Raw genomic sequence first — 17681 nt, 5'->3', positions numbered from 1 at the left:
TACGCGGAACGGTCATAAAAGTACGGCGGGACCGGCGATTTCGGGGACCGGACGGCGGGGAGAGCGGGGGAGAGAACCCGGCGACGACGACGCGTCAGTCCAGCGCGTCCGCCGGCTCCTCGGGGTACGGCTCGCGGACGAGTCGGCCCATGTCGATTTCCTGGTACGGCGCGCGCCGGAGCGTCCCGTTCTCGACGAACTCGTCCGCGCCCGCGTCGGCCAGCTTCGCCGCCAGCGCGTCGCGGAGTTCGGCGACGACCTCGGGGTTGTCGGCGGCGCACTCGTCGAGTTCGTTCGGGTCGGCCGCGAGGTCGAACAGTTGTTCGCGGCCGCCGTTGCGCATGAACACGTACTTCCAGCGGCCCTCGCGGACCATCCCGGTGAAGTTCGGCGGGAGCCGCGGCGTCCGGTGGTAGCCGAACAGTCGCTCGCGGGACTCCGCGTCGCCCCGAATCGTCCCGAGCACGTCGACGCCATCGCGGAGTTCCTGGTCGTCCGCGGCGGTCGTCGCGATGCCGAACAGGTCGGTGAGCGACACGAGGTCGTCGCGGCGCTCGCCGGCCGGAAGCTCCGCGGGCCAACTCACGAGAAACGGGACGCGACACGACGACTCGAAGAACGACGACTTCTCCCAGCCGCGATGGTCACCGAGGAGTTCGCCGTGGTCCGAGAAGAAGCAGATGAGGGTGTTGTCGGCGTCGTCGCGGGCCTCGACCGCGTCGAGCAGGCGACCGATGCGGCGGTCGACCTCGGAAATCATCCCGTAGTAGTACTCCTTGATGACCCGGACGGTGGTGTCGTCGATGCCGCCCTCGCGGGTCGTCCAGAAGTGGTGGTTCTGGGCGGGGATCTTCTCGTCCATGTGGTCGGTTTCGAGGTCGCCTTTCACCGGGTTTTCGAGCCGTTCGGGGTCGTACATCCGGTCGAAGGGCGGCGACGGCGCGAACGGCGGGTGCGGCGGCTCGTACGAGACGAGGCCGAAAAACGGCTCGTCGGTGTCGCGGCCGACGAGATCCACCGCGCGGTCGGTCATCCACGCCTCGTAATTGTCGTCCGGCGGGAGTCGGTTCTGCTGGGGGAGATGGACCATCGCGCCCTGCCGGGCGGTCGTCTTGACCTCGTGGCCGGTCTCCTCGCGGAACGCCTCGAAACTCAGGTGGTGGTCGTAGCCGAGGTCGATGTCGCGGGGGTGGGCGTGGTACTTTCCGACGAGGAACGTCCGGTAGCCCCGCTCGCGCATGCTCCGGGCGAGGAAGGGGCCGCACCGGTCTTCGAGGTGTCGCGCGTCGCGCTTTTCGTTCCCGAGGTAGCCCGTCGAGACGGCCTCACAGCCGGTTCGAATCGTGTGCCGCGCCGGGATGCAGATCGGGTCCGGCGAGTAGGCGTTGGTGAACGAGACGCCGCGGTCGACGAGGCGGTCGATGTTCGGGGTGTGGATTCGACTGTTTCCGAGCGCCCGAATCGTGTCCGACCGCTGCTGGTCAGTCATCACGAACAGGACGTTTGGGCGAGCATCACTCACGGCCGAACTCCGACCACCAGTAGTATAAAGATAGGTCACCGCGAGGGTACGCGTACATGCCACCCGCAGCGAGTGCCTTCGACGTGACAGCCTACGCCGACGAGACGGCCGACCTCCAGACCGAGGCGTTCCAGACGGCCATCGACGACTGCTCGGAGTCCGGCGGCGGGACCGTCACCGTCCCCAGCGGGCCGTACACCGTCGGAACCGTCCATCTCCGAAGCGACGTGACGCTCTATCTGGAAGCCGGCGCGGTCGTCAGCCCCGCGAAAGACGAGTCGGAGTTCACGGACAAGTTCATCGGCCCCGACAACGAGCGCATCTTCTTCCTCGCCGAGGACGTGGAGAACGTCACCATCGCCGGCGAGGGCGAGTTCGACGGCCTCGGAACCGAGTTCATGCGGATGGACACGCCCATTCAGGGCCACTCCAACGAGAGCGCGTCCCACCCGCTCATCTCGAACGGTCCCCACGAGGCGCGGCAGGGCGACGCCTATCTCTCGCGGACGAGTGGGACGGACGGTTGGCCCGTCGCCAAACCCGACTTCCGGCCCGGGCCGATGTTCCGGTTCAACAACTGCACGAACGTCCGCGTCCGCGACGTGACCATCCGCGACATGCCCGCGTGGACGCTGTCGTTCCATGGAACCGAGGAGGTCGATATCCGCGGCGTCGACATCCTCAACCACCTGCTCATCCCGAACTGCGACGGCATCGCGCTCGGCGACACGAAGAACGTCCACATCTCCGACTGCACCATCCAGTCGTGCGACGACAGCATCACCTTCGGCGCGCGCCCCGACGAGCCGACGACCTGCGAGGGCATCGTCGTGACGAACTGCACGCTCCGGTCGAGCGCCTGCGCCATCAAGTTCGGCTCGGGCACCGACGACACGATTCGCGACTGCCTGTTCCAGAACATCGTCGTGCAGGAATCGAACCGCGGCCTCGGCATCCAGCACCGCGACTCGGGCGTCGTCGAGAACGTGCTTTTCACCGACATCGTCGTCAACTCCAACATGCTCCCCGGCCCGTGGTGGGGCAAAGGCGAGCCCATCTACGTCACGTCGGTCCCGCGGGACGGCGACACCGACCTCGGCGGGATTCGGAACGTGCGCTTCTCGAACATCGTCGCGCGCAGCGAGAACGGCGCGCTCGTCTACGGCTCCGCGGACGCCGATATCGAGACCATCGAGTTCGACAACGTCCGCATCGACCTCGCCGGAAGCGAGCACGCCGACGAGGTGGGCGGTAACTTCGACCTCCAGCCGAGTTCGGTCGTCACGCCCATCTTCGCCAACGACATCGCCGGCGTCCACGTCGAGAACGCCCGCGACGTGACGATGCGCGACGTGACCGTCGAGTGGGACGACGACGGCGACCTGCCCGACTACTACCGGAGCGGACTGGCCTGCGAGGACGTGGACGGCCTGCTGGTCGACGGCTTCGTCGGCCGACAGGCCCACCGCGACGACGACGCGGCGGCGATTTCGGTCTCCGACACGACGGACATCACGGTTCGGAACTCGCGGGCGACCGAGGGAACGGGAACGTTCCTCTCGCTGTCGGACACGGCCGACGAGCGCCTGTTCGTCAACAACGACCTCATCGACGCCGCCGACGCCGGCGACGTGGCGTCGTTCGAGCGGTCGGGGAACGCCCTCCCGCGGTAACCCGTACGTTCAAGCCGACGCGACGACGACAGGGGAACGCGAACGCGAACACGCGCAGTCGAGTCCGCAGCGTTCGATTCGGTTCGAATAGCTGCATCGCCGTCTGTGGCCGTTCCGGCGGCGGTTCTCCCCGTGAGCGGTGGATTTTTGCTCCGAGCCGCCGACGGTCGAGTCGATGGTACAAGAGCTGACGCTAGCCGAAGCCAAGACGATTCTCGACGCGATGGAGGAGAAAGCCGAGGAACTCGGCGTTCCGCTGAACCTCGCGGTGACGAACAGCGAGGGGAACCTCCTCGGCTTCCGCCGGATGGACGGTGCGAAGCTCGTCGCGAGTAACATCGCACAGAACAAGGCCTACACCGCGGCCGCGGTGAAGAAGCCCACCCACGAACTGAAGGAAGGAGCCGAACCCGGCGGCGACGTGTACGGCCTCCACACCACCGATAACGGTCGCGTCGTCGTCTTCGGCGGCGGGTTCCCGGTCGAACACGACGGCGTCGTCGTCGGCGCGGTCGGCGCGAGCGGCGGCGCGGTGTCCGAAGACATGGAAGCGTCCCAAGCGGGGCTCGACGCGTTCGAACCGCTCCGCTGAGACGCCCGCGTCGGAGTCGCCGCGGTCGGGGTCGATTCCGACGACAGCCACTCCAGCGTAGCTGTCCTCGCGGTCCCGTTTCGGTCAGAAGCGAACGTACGCCGAGCGGTCGGTCTCGGCCGCGTAGAGGCTGCCCGTCATGTCCGCGACGTAGAGCGTCGAGCAGTCCGGCCCGCCGAGCGTGCAGTTCGTCGGGCGGTTCTCGGGGAACGGGTGACGTTCGAGCACCTCGCCCTCCGGGGAGAACACATATATCGACGGTCCGGGGCCGCCTTTCTCCCAGCCGGCGCAGGCGACGATGTCGCCCGACTCCGTGAGCGTCATGCCGTCGATACCGCGATGGTCACCGAAGTCGTGCAGTATCTCGCGGGGGCCGAGCGACCCGTCGTCGCGAATCGGATAGGCCCGCAGGTCGGTCTCTTGGTCCGGGCCGTAGGTGCATTCTGCGACGTACAGTCGCGACTCGTCCGGCGAGAGGAGGATGCCGTTCGGTCGGTCCATCTCGTCTGTGAGGCGGACGAGTCGCCAACCGTCGCTCGCGTCCGCATCCACCCGCTCGGCGCGGAAGACGGAGGTGTGACCGAGCAGCCCCCGGTCTTTGTCGTCGGGGTCGGTGAACCAGATATCCCCGTCGTGGTCGATTTCGAGGTCGTTCGGCCCGTTGAGCGGCGTCCCCTCGAACTCGTCGACGACGACCGACGCGGATTCACCCGGTGTCAACGCGGCGATGCGGTGGCCCTCGGCCTCGCAGGCGTACAGTTCGCCGTCGCGTCCCTCGTGGAGGCCGACCGCGCCGGCGGTCGAGTCGATGTAGACGCACGTCTCTCCCGTCCCCGGGTCGTATTCGAGGACCTGATTCTCCTTTATCTCCGTGAATCGAACCGCGTCGCCGGTCCAAATCGGGCCCTCGGTGGCCCGAAACGGACCCGCGACCCGCTCGAACTCCCATGCCATCGAGTGGCCGTTCTCCCCGCGGGGACTTAAGCGTCGTCCGAGTCACACCACGTGCCAAATTGTCAACTAGATTTCCGATTTCAGAATCACTTCTGCGAGATGGAACGGGGCGAACAAGCCGGGTGCAACCAAGCCGGAGAGACGGTTCGGAACAGCGTCTTGTGTGAGGTCATAAAAAGTAAGTAAGCATATATTTTTCTTAAAATATAGGATTCAGTATAGATAGGCAATCAGTTGTCGAGTCACAATGACTAATAAATATCCAGTAATAAGGAGATAAACCAGATGTTATAGCCATAAATAGGCGTTTTAGAATCCACTTTGTGAATTTATGATAGGCCCCCTACGAGGCCCCAGATAAATTTGTCATATTTCAAAATATCATTGCTTTCTTATAATAATCCGTCTCGAACGACCGAGAACTGTACAGTCGGGAACGGGCTCTCGTCGCAGTAGCGTGGGAGAGCGCGGGCGCGAGCGGTGAGCGAGCGCCAGCGGGCGGAAAACTAATATTTCCAATCGTCCACGACAGCCGGCGACGTGCTTCGGACGGTCGTGCAGTCCGTCGATTACGGAGACACGACCAGACGTGTGGCAGACGACAGACAGCCACATTGTTCCATATTGTTCATCGGGCATTTCGTTTTGAACCGAGAATATTGTTTTAGGTTACTATACGGTATCTTTATGTTCCATTGCACCTCTGTGAGGATGAGTAACGTATGTCGAGAAAAGACATCACACAGATGCGGTCGCAGGTGGGTTCGGCGTCGGAGTCGGTCCGCGCTCGGTTCGGAGACGCGGCGAGTCGGCGGAACTTCCTCAAGGCGCTCGGGACGGCCGGAATCGCCGGTCTCGCGGGCTGTTCCGGCGGCGGCGAGAGCTACGACGGCCAAGAACAGACCACGGCCTCGGGCGGCGACGACGAGGAGACAGAGACGGAGTCGTCGTCCGGCGGCGACTCGGGCAGTTCGACGCTCCGCATGAGCGCGACCCAGCGCTTCGGGACCGTCGACCCCGCGAAGGGGACCGACTACACGCAGGTGCTCGCGTTGGTCAACCTCTACGACCCGCTCGTGTTCCCCGATACGGAGGGGAATTTGCAGGGGCACCTCGCGGAGGACTGGACCGTCTCGGACGACAACCAGACCTACACGTTCACGCTCCGCGAGGGCGCGACGTTCCACAGCGGCAACCCCGTTACGGCGGAGGACGTGCAGTTCTCGGCCGAGCGCTTCCTCGATATCAACCAAGGCTACTCGTCGCTGCTCGGTAACGTGCTCTCGAAGGAGAACGTGACCGTCGAGGACGAGCGGACCGTGTCGTTCACGCTCGACCGCGTCCACTCGCCGTTCCTCGCGACGCTCGTGTTACTGTTCGTCGTCGACAAACAGCAGGTCCTCGACAACGCCGAGGACGGCGACTTCGGCGACCGCGGCGACTACGCCCAGTCGTTCCTCAACGACAACGACGCCGGCTCCGGCCCGTACGAGCTCGCGGGCTTCGAGCGGCAGGCCCAGATCTCGTTCAGCCGCTACGCGGACTACTGGGGCTCGTTCAAAGACGGCGCGTACGACAACGTCACCGTCCAAATCATCACCAACGACCCGACCGTCCGCTCGCTGATGAAGACGGGCGAACTCGACATGTCGAGCCAGTACCAAAGCGAGGAGACCTACGAGGCGCTCGCTGCCGAAGACGACATCCGCGTCGAGTCGGTGCCGACGGTGACGACGTTCTACTTCAAAATCAACACCCAGAAGGCCCCGACCGACGACCCCGCGGTCCGCGAGGCGATGGCTTACGGCTTCGACTACGAGACGGCGCGCAACGAAATCGCGCCGGGGTCGCTCCCCGCGCAGGGCCCGCTCCCGTCGTCGTTCGGCGTCCACAACGACGACATCGTCCAGCCGACCTACGACCCCGAGCGGGCGCGGCAGATTCTCGCCGACGCCGGCTACGAGGAGGGCGACATCACCGTCCAGAACACCTACGTGAAGGACTACGGCCTCGAAGAGAAGATGGGGCTGCTGTTCCAGCAGAACATGGACGAAATCGGCATCGACGTCGAGTTGAACCCCCAGACGTGGGGGACGATGACGGAACTCGCCACGAGCGTCGAGGACACGCCCCACATCAATCAGGTGTTCTACGGGCCGGTGTACCCCTCGCCCGACACGGTGTTCTACAACCAGTACCACTCCGAGGCCGCCTCGACGTGGATGAGCATGGAACACCTCGAAGACGAGAACGTCGATTCCCTCATCGACGAGGCGCGCTCGACGGTCGACGCCGACGCCCGCGCCGAACTGTACGCCGAGGTGCAAGAACGCATCGCGAACCAGTACCCCGACCTGTTCATCTTCGTCCAGTCGAAGAAACACGCCTTCGCCGCCGACGTGGCGGGCTACACCTTCCGGCCGTCGATGAGCTTCGACTACTGGTTCCCCGACATCTACCAAGAATGAAGTACTGGCAGTATCTCGTGCGCCGGCTCGCGGGCATCCTCGTGAGTCTCATCGGCCTGTCGATAATCATCTTCACCACGTCACGAGTGCTCCCCGGGAACCCCGCGCGAATGGCCCTCGGCGCGCTCGCGTCCGAAGAGCAGGTGCAGGCGCTCGCCGCCGAGATGGGCCTGAACAAGCCGATTCCGTTGCAGTACCTCGACTACATGCGGGGCCTGCTCGTCGGAGACCTCGGGACGAGCCTCGAAACGAAGCGCGCGGTCAGCACCGACATCGTCTACTACCTGCCGGCGACGCTCGAACTCATCACGGTGTCGATGTTCCTCACCGTCGTCATCGGCATCCCGCTGGGCGTCATCGCCGCGCAGAACAAAGACGGGCTCGCCGACAACGCGACGCGGCTCGTCGCGTTCTTCAGCGTGAGCGTGCCCGGCTTCTTCGTCGCAATCATGTTCCAGCTGATATTCGGCTACCTGCTCGAATGGCTCCCCATCACGGGGCGGCTCGGCTCGGAGTTCGGCTCGGGCGTCTCGCGGTTCACGGGCTTCCTGCTCGTGGACACCCTGCTGTCGGGGAACCTCGCGGCCCACGTCGACGCGTGGGCGCACATCATCCTCCCGGCGCTCGCGCTCTCGCTCGCCGGCATCGGACAGGTGATGCGCATCACCCGGTCGAGCATGATTGACGTGAAAGACCAAGACTACGTCGAGGCCGAACGCGGCTTCGGCCTCCCCTCGTGGCTCGTCACGTACAAGTACACGCTCAAGAACGCGTTCATCCCGACGCTCACGATTCTGGGGCTGTTGTACGCCTCGCTTCTGGGCAACGCGTTCCTCATCGAACTCGTCTACTCGTGGCCCGGCCTCGCGTCCTACGGCGTCACCGCGGTGCTGAACAACGACTTCAACGCCGTCGTCGGCGTCACGATGACCATCGGCGTCGCGTTCGTGAGCATCAACTTCCTCGTCGACGTGCTGTTGGGTCGCGTCGACCCGCGCATCAGACTGGCGATGGAGGAGGCGACATGAGCGCCGAGTCGACGAGCGTCCTCGACCGGGTCGTCTCGGCCGAGCGCCGCGAACTCTGGCAACGGTCGTGGAAGCGCTTTACCAGCAGGCCGATGAGCGTCGTCGGTCTCGGCATCATCATCGCCATCGTCCTGCTCGCCGTCTTCGCGCCCGTCGTCGCGCCGTACCCCGAACACGCCGGGAAGTTCACCGACTTCTCGAACACGCTTCAGCCGCCGAGCGTCGACCACCCGCTGGGGACCGACCACGTCGGCCGCGACGTGCTCTCGCGCATCCTCTTCGGCTACCGGCTGTCGCTCATGCTCGTGGCCGTCGTCCTCGGCTTCGGCGTCCCCGTGGGCGTGCTGCTCGGCCTCGTCGCCGGCTACTACGGCGGCTGGACCGAGACGATTATCATGCGGGCGACCGACACGGCGCTCGCCTTACCGCCGCTCGTGATGGCGTTGGCAATCACATCGGCCTTGGAGCCGACGCTGACGAACGCGATGATAGCCATCGCGGCGCTGTGGTGGACGTGGCACGCCCGCCTCGTCCAGAGCATCGTCGCCAGCGAGCGCAGCGAGGAGTACGTGCAGGCCGCGAAACTCGCCGGCGCGAGCACGCCGCACATCCTCTTTCGAGAGATTCTCCCGAACACGCTGTCGCCGATTCTGGTCAAAGTGACCCTCGACGCGGGCTTCGTCATCCTCATCGGCGCGGGCCTGTCGTTCATCGGCGTCGGCGTCCAGCCGCCCCAGCCCGGCCTCGGCACGATGGTCAGCCAAGGAACGTCGTACCTGCCCGACTCGTGGTGGGTGAGCGTCTTCTCCGGCCTCGCCATCTTCGTCCTCGTGATGGGGTTCAACATGCTCGGAGACGGCCTCCGTGACCTGTTCGACGTGGAGGTGAACCGATGAGACTCGACGAGCCGGTCGCCGAGAACCCGCTTTTGACCGTCGAGAACCTCGAAGTCGGCTTCGAGTCGTTCGACGGCCTCGCGGAGGTCATCGACGGCGTCAACCTCTCTATCGGCAAAGGCGAGGTCGTCACCATCGCCGGCGAGACCGGCTGCGGCAAGTCGGTGACGATGAAGTCCATCCTCCGCCTCCTGAATCAGCCGCCGGCCCGCGTCAGCGGCGACATCACGTTCGACGGGACGAAGCTGCTGTCGCTTTCGGACCGCGAGTTCGAGCGCGTCAAGGGCCAGCGGATGAGCCTCGTCTTCCAAGACCCGATGTCGAGCCTGAACCCGACGTTCACCATCGGGGAACAGCTCACCGACACCGCGCAGTTCGGCGGCGACAGCGACACGGGCGTCGTGGAGTTCTTCCGCCGCCGCTTCAGCGGCGAGCGCGACGAGGCGCGCGAGCGCGTCTTGGAGATGCTCCGCGAGGTTCAGATGCCGGACCCCGAGAACATCATGGACTCGTACCCGTCGCAGTTGTCCGGCGGGATGCGTCAGCGCGCGCTCATCGCGCAGGCCCTGCTGAACGAGCCGGACCTGCTCATCGCCGACGAAATCGGTACCGCGCTGGACGTGACGATTCACGACCAGATTCTCGACCTGCTGAAGGATCTCATCGAGAACCACGACCTGAGCGTCCTGATGATCACCCACAACCTCGGCGTCGCTCGACAGGTGAGCGACCGCGTGTACGTCATGTACGGCGGCCGCATCGTCGAGACCGCGCCGACAGACGAGCTGTTCGAGAACCCGAAACACCCCTACACGCAGGGGCTCATCGCGTCGATTCCGCGCCTGACGGGCGACGAGATGGCGACCGGCATCGACGGCTCGATTCCCGAGTATCTCGACCCGCCGCCGGGCTGTCGGTTCGCGCCGCGGTGTCCCTACGCCACCGCCGAGTGCGAGGAGGCCCGCCCGGAGATGTACGAGCGCGGCCCGCAGACCGGCGTCGAGTGCGTCCTCTACGACGAGGTCGTCCCGGCGTCCGAGCGGCCGACCGTCGAAGAGACCCGGAGCCACATGACCCGGCGACCGGGCAAGCAGACGGGGGGTGACTGACGTGTCCGAACCCCTGCTCGACGTCGACGATCTCGAGAAGTACTTCCCCGTCAAAAGCGGCATCATCAAGCGCACGTCCGATTACGTGAAAGCGGTCGACGGCGTCTCGTTCGACATCGAGCGCGGGGAGACCCTCGCGCTCATCGGCGAGTCCGGCTCCGGCAAAAGCACCGTCGCTCGGACGATTATCGGCCTGACCGGCGCGACCGGCGGGACCGTCAGGTTCGACGGCGAGGACATCACGAACGCGGCCGACGAGCAACTGGCTCGCCTCCGGTCGCGCGTCCAGATGGTGTTTCAGGACCCCACGTCGAGTCTGAACCCACGGCGGACTATCGGCAAGTCGCTCGCGGTCCCGCTGAAGGCCCGCGGCGTGGCGACGTCCGACCTCCGGGAGCGCGTGGTCGACCTGCTCGAACGCGTCGAGTTGAACGACGAGTACTGGAACAAGTACCCCCACGAACTCTCCGGCGGGCAGAAACAGCGGGTGAACATCGCCCGCGCGCTCGCGGTCGAGCCGGAACTGCTCTTGCTCGACGAGCCGACGAGCGCCCTCGACGTGAGCGTGCAGGCGAAGATTATCGCGCTCCTCGAGGACTTACAGGCGGAGTTCGGGCTCACCTACCTGTTCATCACCCACGACCTCTCTCTGGTCCGCAACTTCGCCGACGAGACGGCCGTGATGTATCTCGGTGAGATTCAGGAGCGCGGCCCCACGCAGGAGGTCTTCCAGCGGCCGCGACACCCCTACTCCCGGGCGCTTCTGTCCGCGATTCCCGTCACGACCGACGAGGAAGAGGCGTACAAGCCGCGGCACGAACCGCTCCGGGGCGAAATTCCGAGTCCGCGGGACGTGCCCACGGGCTGTCGGTTCCACACGCGGTGTCCCTACGCGACCGACGCGTGTTCGGCCGACGAACCGGCGTTCGTCGCGGTCGACGCCGGCCCCAGCGTCCGGTGTCACATCTACGACGAGGCGTACGCCGACGCGTTCGACGACGTGCCCGAGGTGGCCGTCGCGGCGGTCGCCGACGAGGGGGTCGCATCGAACCAAGAGCCATGAAGATAACCACAGACAACATCGACGACTTCGCCACCGGCGCGACCGTCCTCGGGACGGGCGGCGGGGGCGACCCCTACATCGGGAAGCTGATGGCACAGCAGGCAATCGAAGAGCACGGTCCCGTCGACCTCATCGACCCGCGAGACGTGCCCGACGACGCGCTCGTCATCCCGAGCGCGATGCTCGGCGCGCCGACCGTGATGGTCGAGAAGATGCCGAAGGGAACCGAGGCGTTGGCCGCCTTCGAGGCGCTCGAAACGCACCTCGGACAGGAGGCCTACGCGACGATGAGCATCGAGGCGGGCGGGCTGAACAGCACCGTCCCCATCGCCGTCGCCGCCGCGCTCGGGCTTCCCCTCGTGGACGCCGACGGCATGGGCCGGGCGTTCCCCGAGGTGCAGATGGTGACGCTCACGATGGGCGGCGTCAGCGCGACCCCGATGAGCATCGCCGACGAGAAGGGCAACTCGCTTCTCGTGAACACCGTCAGCAACGAGTACGCCGAGGCGTTCGCCCGCGTGACGAGCATCGAGATGGGCGGCGCGTGCATGATAGGCACCTACGCGCTCTCCGGCGCGGAAGTCCGCGAGCACGCGATTCTCGACTCGATGTCCCTCGCCCACGACATCGGCGAGGCGATTCGCACCGCCAAGCACCGCTCGCAGGACCCCGTCGAGGCGGTCCTCGACCTCACCGACGGCTACGAACTGTTCGCGGGGAAGATAACCGACGTGGAGCGCCGGACCGAAGGCGGCTTCGCCGTCGGTGAGGCGACCCTCGACGGCATCGACGACTGCGAGGGCCGGACGTTCGCCCTCGACTTCCAAAACGAGAACCTCGTCGCCCGCGACTCAGAGCGCGGCGTCGTGGCGAGCACCCCCGACCTGATTACGGTCGTGGACGCCGAGACGGGCGACCCCGTCACCACCGAGCGACTCGCCTACGGCCACCGGGTGCGGGTCATCGGCATGCCGTGTTCACCGAAGTGGCGGACCGAGGAGGGACTCGACCTCGTCGGCCCGGCGTACTTCGATTACAGCATCGACTACGAACCAATCGAAACTCTCCAGCAACCCAGACATGACTGACTACCGAATCGGAATCGACGTCGGCGGCACCAACACGGACGCCGTCGTCATGGACGGCGACGACAACCTCCTCGCGAAGACGAAGACCCCCACGACAGAAGACATCACCTCGGGCATCCTCAGCGCCCTCGACGTGGTCCTCGACGACAGCGGCGTCTCCGAGGACGAACTCGACTACGTGATGCTCGGCACGACCCACGCGACGAACGCCATCACGGAGCGGCGCGGCCTCAACGAGGTCGGCGTCATCCGCATCGGCGCGCCCGCGACCCAGAGCATCCGCCCGCTCCTCGAATGGCCCGACGACCTCGCCGCGGCCATCGGCAACAACGTCGCCATCCTCGACGGCGGCCACGAGTTCGACGGCCGACTCCTCAACGACCTCGACGAGGAGCAGGTCAGAGCGCAGATTCGCGAGTTCTCCGACGTGGACGCCTTCGCCGTGACGAGCGTCTTCTCGCCCGTCCGCGACGACCACGAGACGCGGGTCGCGGAACTCATCCGCGAGGAGGTCGGTGACGACGTGCCCATCTCGGTCTCGAACGAAATCGGCAGCGTGGGCCTGCTCGAACGCGAGAACGCGACGGCGCTCAACGCCGCGCTCACGAGCGTCGCCTCGGAGGCCGCGAACGCCTTCGTCGACGCGATGAACGAACGCGGCATCGACGCGAACCTCTACTTCGGCCAGAACGACGGGACGCTGATGAGCGTCGACTACGCCATCCGCTACCCCATCTTCACGGTCGCCAGCGGCCCCTCGAACTCGGTCCGGGGCGCGGCGTACCTCTCCGCGGTCGAAAACGGCATCATCGTCGACGTGGGCGGCACGACCACCGACGTGGGCGCGGTCACCGAGGGCTTCCCCCGCGAGAGCAGCGTCGCCGTCGAAATCGGCGAGGTGAAGACCAACTTCCGCATGCCCGACATCATCGCCATCGGCATCGGCGGCGGCTCCATCGTCTCGACCGACGGCGGCGTCACCGTCGGCCCCCAGAGCGTCGGCTACAAACTGACCGAGGAGGCGAAGTGTTTCGGCGGGGAGACGCTGACCGCGACCGACCTCGAAGTCGCCGCCGGCACCATCGACATCGGCTCCGAGACGCCGGACGTCGACGGTGAAATCGTCGAGGCCGCCCGCGAGTACGTCAGAGAGCGCGTCGAGCGCGAGGTCGACCGCATGAAGACGAGCGCCGAGCCGGTCCCCGTGGTCATCGTCGGCGGCGGGAGCATCCTCGTCCCCGACGACATCGCGGGCGCGAGCGAGGTCCACAAGCCCGACCACTACGAGGTCGCGAACGCCGTCGGCGTCGCCATCGCGCAGGTCTCCGGCGAGGTCGACCGCATCTACAGCCTCGACGAGATGGACCGCGAGGAGGCCATCCAGCACGCGAAAGACGAGGCCACCGACAACGCGCTCGCCGCCGGCGCGGACGCCGACACCGTGGACATCGTCGACGTCGAGGAGGTCCCGCTTTCGTACCTGCCCGGCAACGCGGTGCGAATCAAGGTGAAGGCCGCCGGGGCGCTCGACCACTGATGACGGTCGAAATCGGCGTCGAGGAGATAGAAGACATCGCGCTCGGCGCGACTGTCCTCGGCACCGGCGGCGGGGGCGACCCCCACGTCGGCAAACTCGTCGCGAAGCAGGCCATCGAGGAGTTCGGCCCCGTCGAACTCCTCCCCCCGGACGAACTGGACGCGGACGACTTCGTCATCCCGACCGCCCAGATGGGCGCGCCGACCGTCTCGGTCGAAAAGCTCCCGAGCGGGCGGGAGGCCGTCGCCTCGATGGAGCGCATCGAGCGCGAACTCGGGAAGACCGCCGACGCGACGATGCCGATCGAGTGCGGCGGCATCAACTCGACGTTCCCCTTCGCCGTCGCGGCCCGCCGCGGGCTCCCCGTGGTGGACGCCGACGGCATGGGACGCGCCTTCCCCGAACTCCAACACGAGACGTTCAACATCTACGGCGTCAGCGGGACGCCCGCGGCCGTCAGCGACGAGCAGGGGAGCACCTGCCTCATCGAGACTGAGGACAACGACCAGTTGGAGTGGCTGGCCCGCGGCGTCACCGTCAGGATGGGCGGCGTCGCCTACGTCTCGGACTACCCGATGACCGGGACGCAGGTCAACGAGACCGCCATCCCCGGCACGATGTCGCTCGCGAAGAACCTCGGCCGCGCGCTCCGACTCGCCGAGGACGACGCGATGAGCGCCATCCGCGAGGTGACCCGCGAGTCGATTTACGGCGAGGCGCGGTCGCTGTTCGAGGGGAAAATCGTGGACGTCCAGCGCCGCACCGAGCGCGGGTTCGTCTTCGGCCACGTCGATATCGACGGCCTCGACGGCGACGAGGGCTCGACGATGCGCATCGAGTTCCAAAACGAGAACCTCGGCGCGGCGGTCGACGGGAGCTACGTGGCGACCGTCCCCGACCTCATCACCGTCCTCGACCGCGAGACGGGCGGTCCGATTCCGACCGAGAGCCTCCGGTACGGGGCGCGAGTCCGCGTGCTCGGCATCCGGACGCCCGAGATAATGCGGACGCCCGCCGCGCTCGACGTGTGGGGGCCGGCGTCGTTCGGCCTCGACGCGACCTACGAACCACTCGCGGACCACCCATGAGTTTCGACATCCCACACCTGACGGAGATAACGCTCGACGACCTCGAAGCGCTCGGCACCGGCGCGGGCATCCTCGGCACCGGCGGCGGCGGCAACCCCCGCCTCGGCCGCCTGCGACTCCAGACGCTCCTCGAAGACGACGCCTACCCCGACTCGGTCGAACTGGTCGACCCGCGGGACCTGCCGCCCGACGCCACCGTGGCGAGCGTCGGCGGGATGGGCGCGCCCACCATCAGCGTCGAGAAGTTCGCCGGCGGCGACGAGGAAGTGCAGTCGCTTCGGGCCATCGAGGAGCTTTCCGGCGAGACGGTCGACGCGCTCATCCCCGGCGAAATCGGCGGCGCGAACAGCATGGCCCCGCTGTGCGTGGCGGCGATGACCGACCTCCCCGTGGTCGACGCCGACGGCATGGGCCGGGCGTTCCCCGAACTCCAGATGGACACGTTCTTCATCTACGGCACGCCCGTGAACTACGCGGCGACGACCGACGAGCGCGGCAATCAGGTCGTCTACCGGGACATCGACTCGGCCAAGCGCCTCGAAGACCTCGCGCGGGCCATCACCGTCCAGATGGGCGGCCGCTCGGGCTACGCCTTCCCGCTCATGACCGGCGCGTTCGTCTCGGAGTACGCGGTTCCCCACACCGTCTCGCTCGCCACCGAACTCGGGCGGGCGGTCGAACGCGCCCGCGACGCCGGCACCGACCCGGTCGACGCCGGCCGCGAACTGCTCGGCGGCGAGGAGCTGTTCGCCGGGAAAATCGTGGACGTGCACCGCCGCAACCGCGACGGCTTCGCCCTCGGGAGCGTCACGCTCGCCGGGTTGGACGAGGACGCGACCCTCGAAATCGAGTTCCAAAACGAGTTCCTCGTCGCGCGGGACGACGACGGCGACCTCCGGACGACCGTGCCCGACCTCATCTGCCTCGTCGACACCGACACCGGCGCGCCGGTCACGACCGACGCCCTGCGGTACGGCCAGCGCGTCCGCGTCCTCGGCGTGCCCGCGCCCGAACTGCTCACGACGCCCGAAGCGCTCGACGTCATCGGCCCCGAAGCGTTCGGGTACGAGGTTCCGTACGACCCGCTACCGCGGGACGAGACGGGGTGGTGACCCGGTGGTGACGCTTCGGTCGCGCCGGTGGCCTCGCCGCTGAATCGCCCTCGACGCCGCGTTTCGCGCGGCGTCCCACGACCGAATCGCTCGCTACCCACCACCAACCCACCGCAAGCCGTGAACTAGCCAATTCGACACAACTATTGTATCGTTTTGGTTCGTTTACGCCACCCACAGTTTCAAATCGAACCCCACCAATACAGCCGACCATGGAAAACCCCGACCTCACGTCCGCCGACGCGCCGCCCGACCCGAACACGCCGGAGGCGGTCCTCGAAAACTACCTCGACGAGCACGACTACGAGATATTCCGCGCGCTCAACGAGAACGGCCGCATCTCAGACACCGAACTCGCCGAGCGCGTCGGACTCTCCCGGACCGCGGTCCGTCGCCGCCGCGAGAAGCTTCAAGAGAGCGACGTGCTCGAAATCCTCGCGGTCATCGTCCTCCAGGAGGCCGACCTCGCCGACGCGCAGATACTCGTCTCGTTCGACCAGCACGTCTCCTCCGAGGTGCGGACCGAGTTCATCACGATGCTCATCGACGAGGGACTCGTCTACAACACGAGTTCCTGTCTCGGCGAGTACGACCTCGTATTTAGCGCGTGGCACACCGACCTGAACACCTTGAAAGAGTACGTCTGGGACCTCTTCGACGGCGAGGAAATCGTCGACGACTACACCATCATCCCGCTTCTGAAGACGTGGAAGGCGTGGGACAAAGAGCTGGACCGCCCCTGAATCGAAGGGTCGGGTCACCCCCACGCAGCGGAGACCCCAGAACGTTAACTCGCCGGACGGCGTGATACCACACAATGGCTATCACCACGGAGTTCGTTCTTCGGTCGACTTCGCTTCCGCTGGTCAGCATTCCGACCGCGCTACGGCCGGACGAGGTCGAGTGCGTTCACGCACTCTGTCTGCAACCGGACGTGCAGATATTCACCGTGCAGTTCGAGCGGGAAGACGGCGTCACTAAGGCTGACCTCCTGACGCGCGACGAGGTCGTCGCGGCCGACGCAATCGGAGAGACCGCCGACAAGGGCGTCTACAAGCTCACCGTCGAACTGGCGGAGTCGGTCTCGAAGGCGTTCGAGCCGGACTTCGGGGGCGCACAGGTCGAACCGACGGTCGTCACCGCCGACGGCTGGCACGAGACGAAAGTGTTCAAGGAGTACGAGGGGTTCAACGAGTTCCGAGAGAGCTGTGAGGCCCACGGCATCTCGCTGGACCTCGTGTCCATCGCGTCGGAGGGGTCCGCGTCCGACGAACCGACGGACAGCCTCACCGACCGCCAGCGGGAGGCGCTGACGCTCGCCGTCTCGCGCGGCTACTACGAGAGTCCGCGACAGACTACGGCCGAGGAGCTGGCCGCCAAACTCGGCATCTCGCAACCGTCGCTGTCGAGTCTCCTCCGACGCGGCGAACGGGAACTGATTACCTCCTCGCTGGGCATGCAGGCGCGGATGCAACCGCCCACGCAGTGAGCCTGCCCACGCAGTGAACCGCCGCTGGGCCACGTGCCCACGCGGTCGGCTCGCTTCCCCGT

15 protein-coding genes are annotated in these 17681 nt (G+C 66.3%); 13 read left to right on the top strand and 2 right to left on the bottom strand.

The window, feature by feature from the left end; translation table 11 throughout:
- Nucleotides 1-94: 94 nt before the first annotated feature.
- The gene (locus HVO_RS00415; RefSeq protein ID WP_013034978.1) at nucleotides 95-1522 is read right to left on the bottom strand and encodes a sulfatase family protein; all 1428 of its coding nucleotides are present in this window, start codon (nucleotides 1520-1522) and stop codon (nucleotides 95-97) included.
- A 56-nt stretch (nucleotides 1523-1578) separates the two neighbouring features.
- On the opposite strand from HVO_RS00415, the gene HVO_RS00410 reads away from it, so the two are divergent.
- Together HVO_RS00410 and HVO_RS00405 are read left to right on the top strand one after the other, a co-directional pair.
- On the top strand, nucleotides 1579-3195 hold the full coding sequence (locus HVO_RS00410) for a glycoside hydrolase family 28 protein (protein ID WP_218623629.1): 1617 nt from the start codon (nucleotides 1579-1581) through the stop codon (nucleotides 3193-3195).
- 175 nt (nucleotides 3196-3370) lie between these two features.
- Nucleotides 3371-3787, top strand: coding sequence for a GlcG/HbpS family heme-binding protein (locus HVO_RS00405; protein ID WP_004041071.1), 417 nt, complete (start codon nucleotides 3371-3373; stop codon nucleotides 3785-3787).
- A gap of 84 nt (nucleotides 3788-3871) precedes the next feature.
- On the opposite strand, the gene HVO_RS00400 is transcribed toward HVO_RS00405, so the two are convergent.
- A complete protein-coding gene (locus tag HVO_RS00400) occupies nucleotides 3872-4741 on the bottom strand; it encodes an SMP-30/gluconolactonase/LRE family protein (RefSeq protein WP_004041072.1) in 870 nt (289 codons plus the stop codon).
- A gap of 746 nt (nucleotides 4742-5487) precedes the next feature.
- Between HVO_RS00400 and HVO_RS00395 the strand changes: the two genes are divergently transcribed.
- From HVO_RS00395 to HVO_RS00345, 11 genes are all read left to right on the top strand, one after another.
- Nucleotides 5488-7209, top strand: a complete 1722-nt coding sequence (locus HVO_RS00395) for an ABC transporter substrate-binding protein (protein ID WP_004041073.1) — start codon at nucleotides 5488-5490, stop codon at nucleotides 7207-7209.
- On the top strand, nucleotides 7206-8237 hold the full coding sequence (locus HVO_RS00390; protein ID WP_004041074.1) for an ABC transporter permease: 1032 nt from the start codon (nucleotides 7206-7208) through the stop codon (nucleotides 8235-8237). The genes HVO_RS00395 and HVO_RS00390 overlap by 4 nt, the downstream gene beginning before the upstream one ends.
- The gene (locus HVO_RS00385) at nucleotides 8234-9133 is read left to right on the top strand and encodes an ABC transporter permease (protein ID WP_004041075.1); all 900 of its coding nucleotides are present in this window, start codon (nucleotides 8234-8236) and stop codon (nucleotides 9131-9133) included. Before HVO_RS00390 ends, HVO_RS00385 begins: the two co-directional genes overlap by 4 nt.
- A complete protein-coding gene (locus HVO_RS00380) occupies nucleotides 9130-10242 on the top strand; it encodes an ABC transporter ATP-binding protein (protein WP_004041076.1) in 1113 nt (370 codons plus the stop codon). Before HVO_RS00385 ends, HVO_RS00380 begins: the two co-directional genes overlap by 4 nt.
- Entirely contained in the window at nucleotides 10235-11305 is a 1071-nt protein-coding gene (locus HVO_RS00375; RefSeq protein WP_004041077.1) for an ABC transporter ATP-binding protein, read from the top strand. Before HVO_RS00380 ends, HVO_RS00375 begins: the two co-directional genes overlap by 8 nt.
- Nucleotides 11302-12393 (top strand): DUF917 domain-containing protein, encoded by a 1092-nt coding sequence (locus HVO_RS00370; RefSeq protein WP_004041078.1) that lies wholly within the window; start codon nucleotides 11302-11304, stop codon nucleotides 12391-12393. The genes HVO_RS00375 and HVO_RS00370 overlap by 4 nt, the downstream gene beginning before the upstream one ends.
- Nucleotides 12386-13930 (top strand): hydantoinase/oxoprolinase N-terminal domain-containing protein, encoded by a 1545-nt coding sequence (locus tag HVO_RS00365; RefSeq protein WP_004041079.1) that lies wholly within the window; start codon nucleotides 12386-12388, stop codon nucleotides 13928-13930. Before HVO_RS00370 ends, HVO_RS00365 begins: the two co-directional genes overlap by 8 nt.
- Nucleotides 13930-15018 (top strand): DUF917 domain-containing protein, encoded by a 1089-nt coding sequence (locus HVO_RS00360; RefSeq protein ID WP_004041080.1) that lies wholly within the window; start codon nucleotides 13930-13932, stop codon nucleotides 15016-15018. The genes HVO_RS00365 and HVO_RS00360 overlap by 1 nt, the downstream gene beginning before the upstream one ends.
- A complete protein-coding gene (locus HVO_RS00355) occupies nucleotides 15015-16130 on the top strand; it encodes a DUF917 domain-containing protein (protein ID WP_004041081.1) in 1116 nt (371 codons plus the stop codon). The genes HVO_RS00360 and HVO_RS00355 overlap by 4 nt, the downstream gene beginning before the upstream one ends.
- Before the next feature lie 212 nt (nucleotides 16131-16342).
- Complete coding sequence (locus HVO_RS00350) at nucleotides 16343-16873, top strand: Lrp/AsnC family transcriptional regulator (protein WP_004041082.1); 531 nt, start codon at nucleotides 16343-16345, stop codon at nucleotides 16871-16873.
- 74 nt (nucleotides 16874-16947) lie between these two features.
- Nucleotides 16948-17619: a helix-turn-helix domain-containing protein gene (locus tag HVO_RS00345; protein WP_004041083.1), complete on the top strand. Its 672-nt coding sequence runs from the start codon at nucleotides 16948-16950 to the stop codon at nucleotides 17617-17619.
- Nucleotides 17620-17681 lie beyond the last annotated feature (62 nt).

The organism is Haloferax volcanii DS2 (assembly GCF_000025685.1).
GTDB classification, from domain to species: Archaea; Halobacteriota; Halobacteria; order Halobacteriales; family Haloferacaceae; genus Haloferax; species Haloferax volcanii.
This window is presented reverse-complemented; position numbering and strand designations above follow the sequence as displayed.

What these genes read in the sequence shown, in the direction of transcription:
- HVO_RS00410 (WP_218623629.1), top strand. Translation starts at nt 1,579, where the DNA reads ATGCCACCCGCAGCGAGTGCCTTCGACGTGACAGCCTACGCCGACGAG.
- HVO_RS00405 (WP_004041071.1), top strand. Translation starts at nt 3,371, where the DNA reads ATGGTACAAGAGCTGACGCTAGCCGAAGCCAAGACGATTCTCGACGCG.
- HVO_RS00400 (WP_004041072.1), bottom strand. Translation starts at nt 4,741, where the DNA reads ATGGCATGGGAGTTCGAGCGGGTCGCGGGTCCGTTTCGGGCCACCGAG.
- HVO_RS00395 (WP_004041073.1), top strand. Translation starts at nt 5,488, where the DNA reads ATGCGGTCGCAGGTGGGTTCGGCGTCGGAGTCGGTCCGCGCTCGGTTC.
- HVO_RS00390 (WP_004041074.1), top strand. Translation starts at nt 7,206, where the DNA reads ATGAAGTACTGGCAGTATCTCGTGCGCCGGCTCGCGGGCATCCTCGTG.
- HVO_RS00385 (WP_004041075.1), top strand. Translation starts at nt 8,234, where the DNA reads ATGAGCGCCGAGTCGACGAGCGTCCTCGACCGGGTCGTCTCGGCCGAG.
- HVO_RS00380 (WP_004041076.1), top strand. Translation starts at nt 9,130, where the DNA reads ATGAGACTCGACGAGCCGGTCGCCGAGAACCCGCTTTTGACCGTCGAG.
- HVO_RS00370 (WP_004041078.1), top strand. Translation starts at nt 11,302, where the DNA reads ATGAAGATAACCACAGACAACATCGACGACTTCGCCACCGGCGCGACC.
- HVO_RS00365 (WP_004041079.1), top strand. Translation starts at nt 12,386, where the DNA reads ATGACTGACTACCGAATCGGAATCGACGTCGGCGGCACCAACACGGAC.
- HVO_RS00360 (WP_004041080.1), top strand. Translation starts at nt 13,930, where the DNA reads ATGACGGTCGAAATCGGCGTCGAGGAGATAGAAGACATCGCGCTCGGC.
- HVO_RS00355 (WP_004041081.1), top strand. Translation starts at nt 15,015, where the DNA reads ATGAGTTTCGACATCCCACACCTGACGGAGATAACGCTCGACGACCTC.
- HVO_RS00350 (WP_004041082.1), top strand. Translation starts at nt 16,343, where the DNA reads ATGGAAAACCCCGACCTCACGTCCGCCGACGCGCCGCCCGACCCGAAC.
- HVO_RS00345 (WP_004041083.1), top strand. Translation starts at nt 16,948, where the DNA reads ATGGCTATCACCACGGAGTTCGTTCTTCGGTCGACTTCGCTTCCGCTG.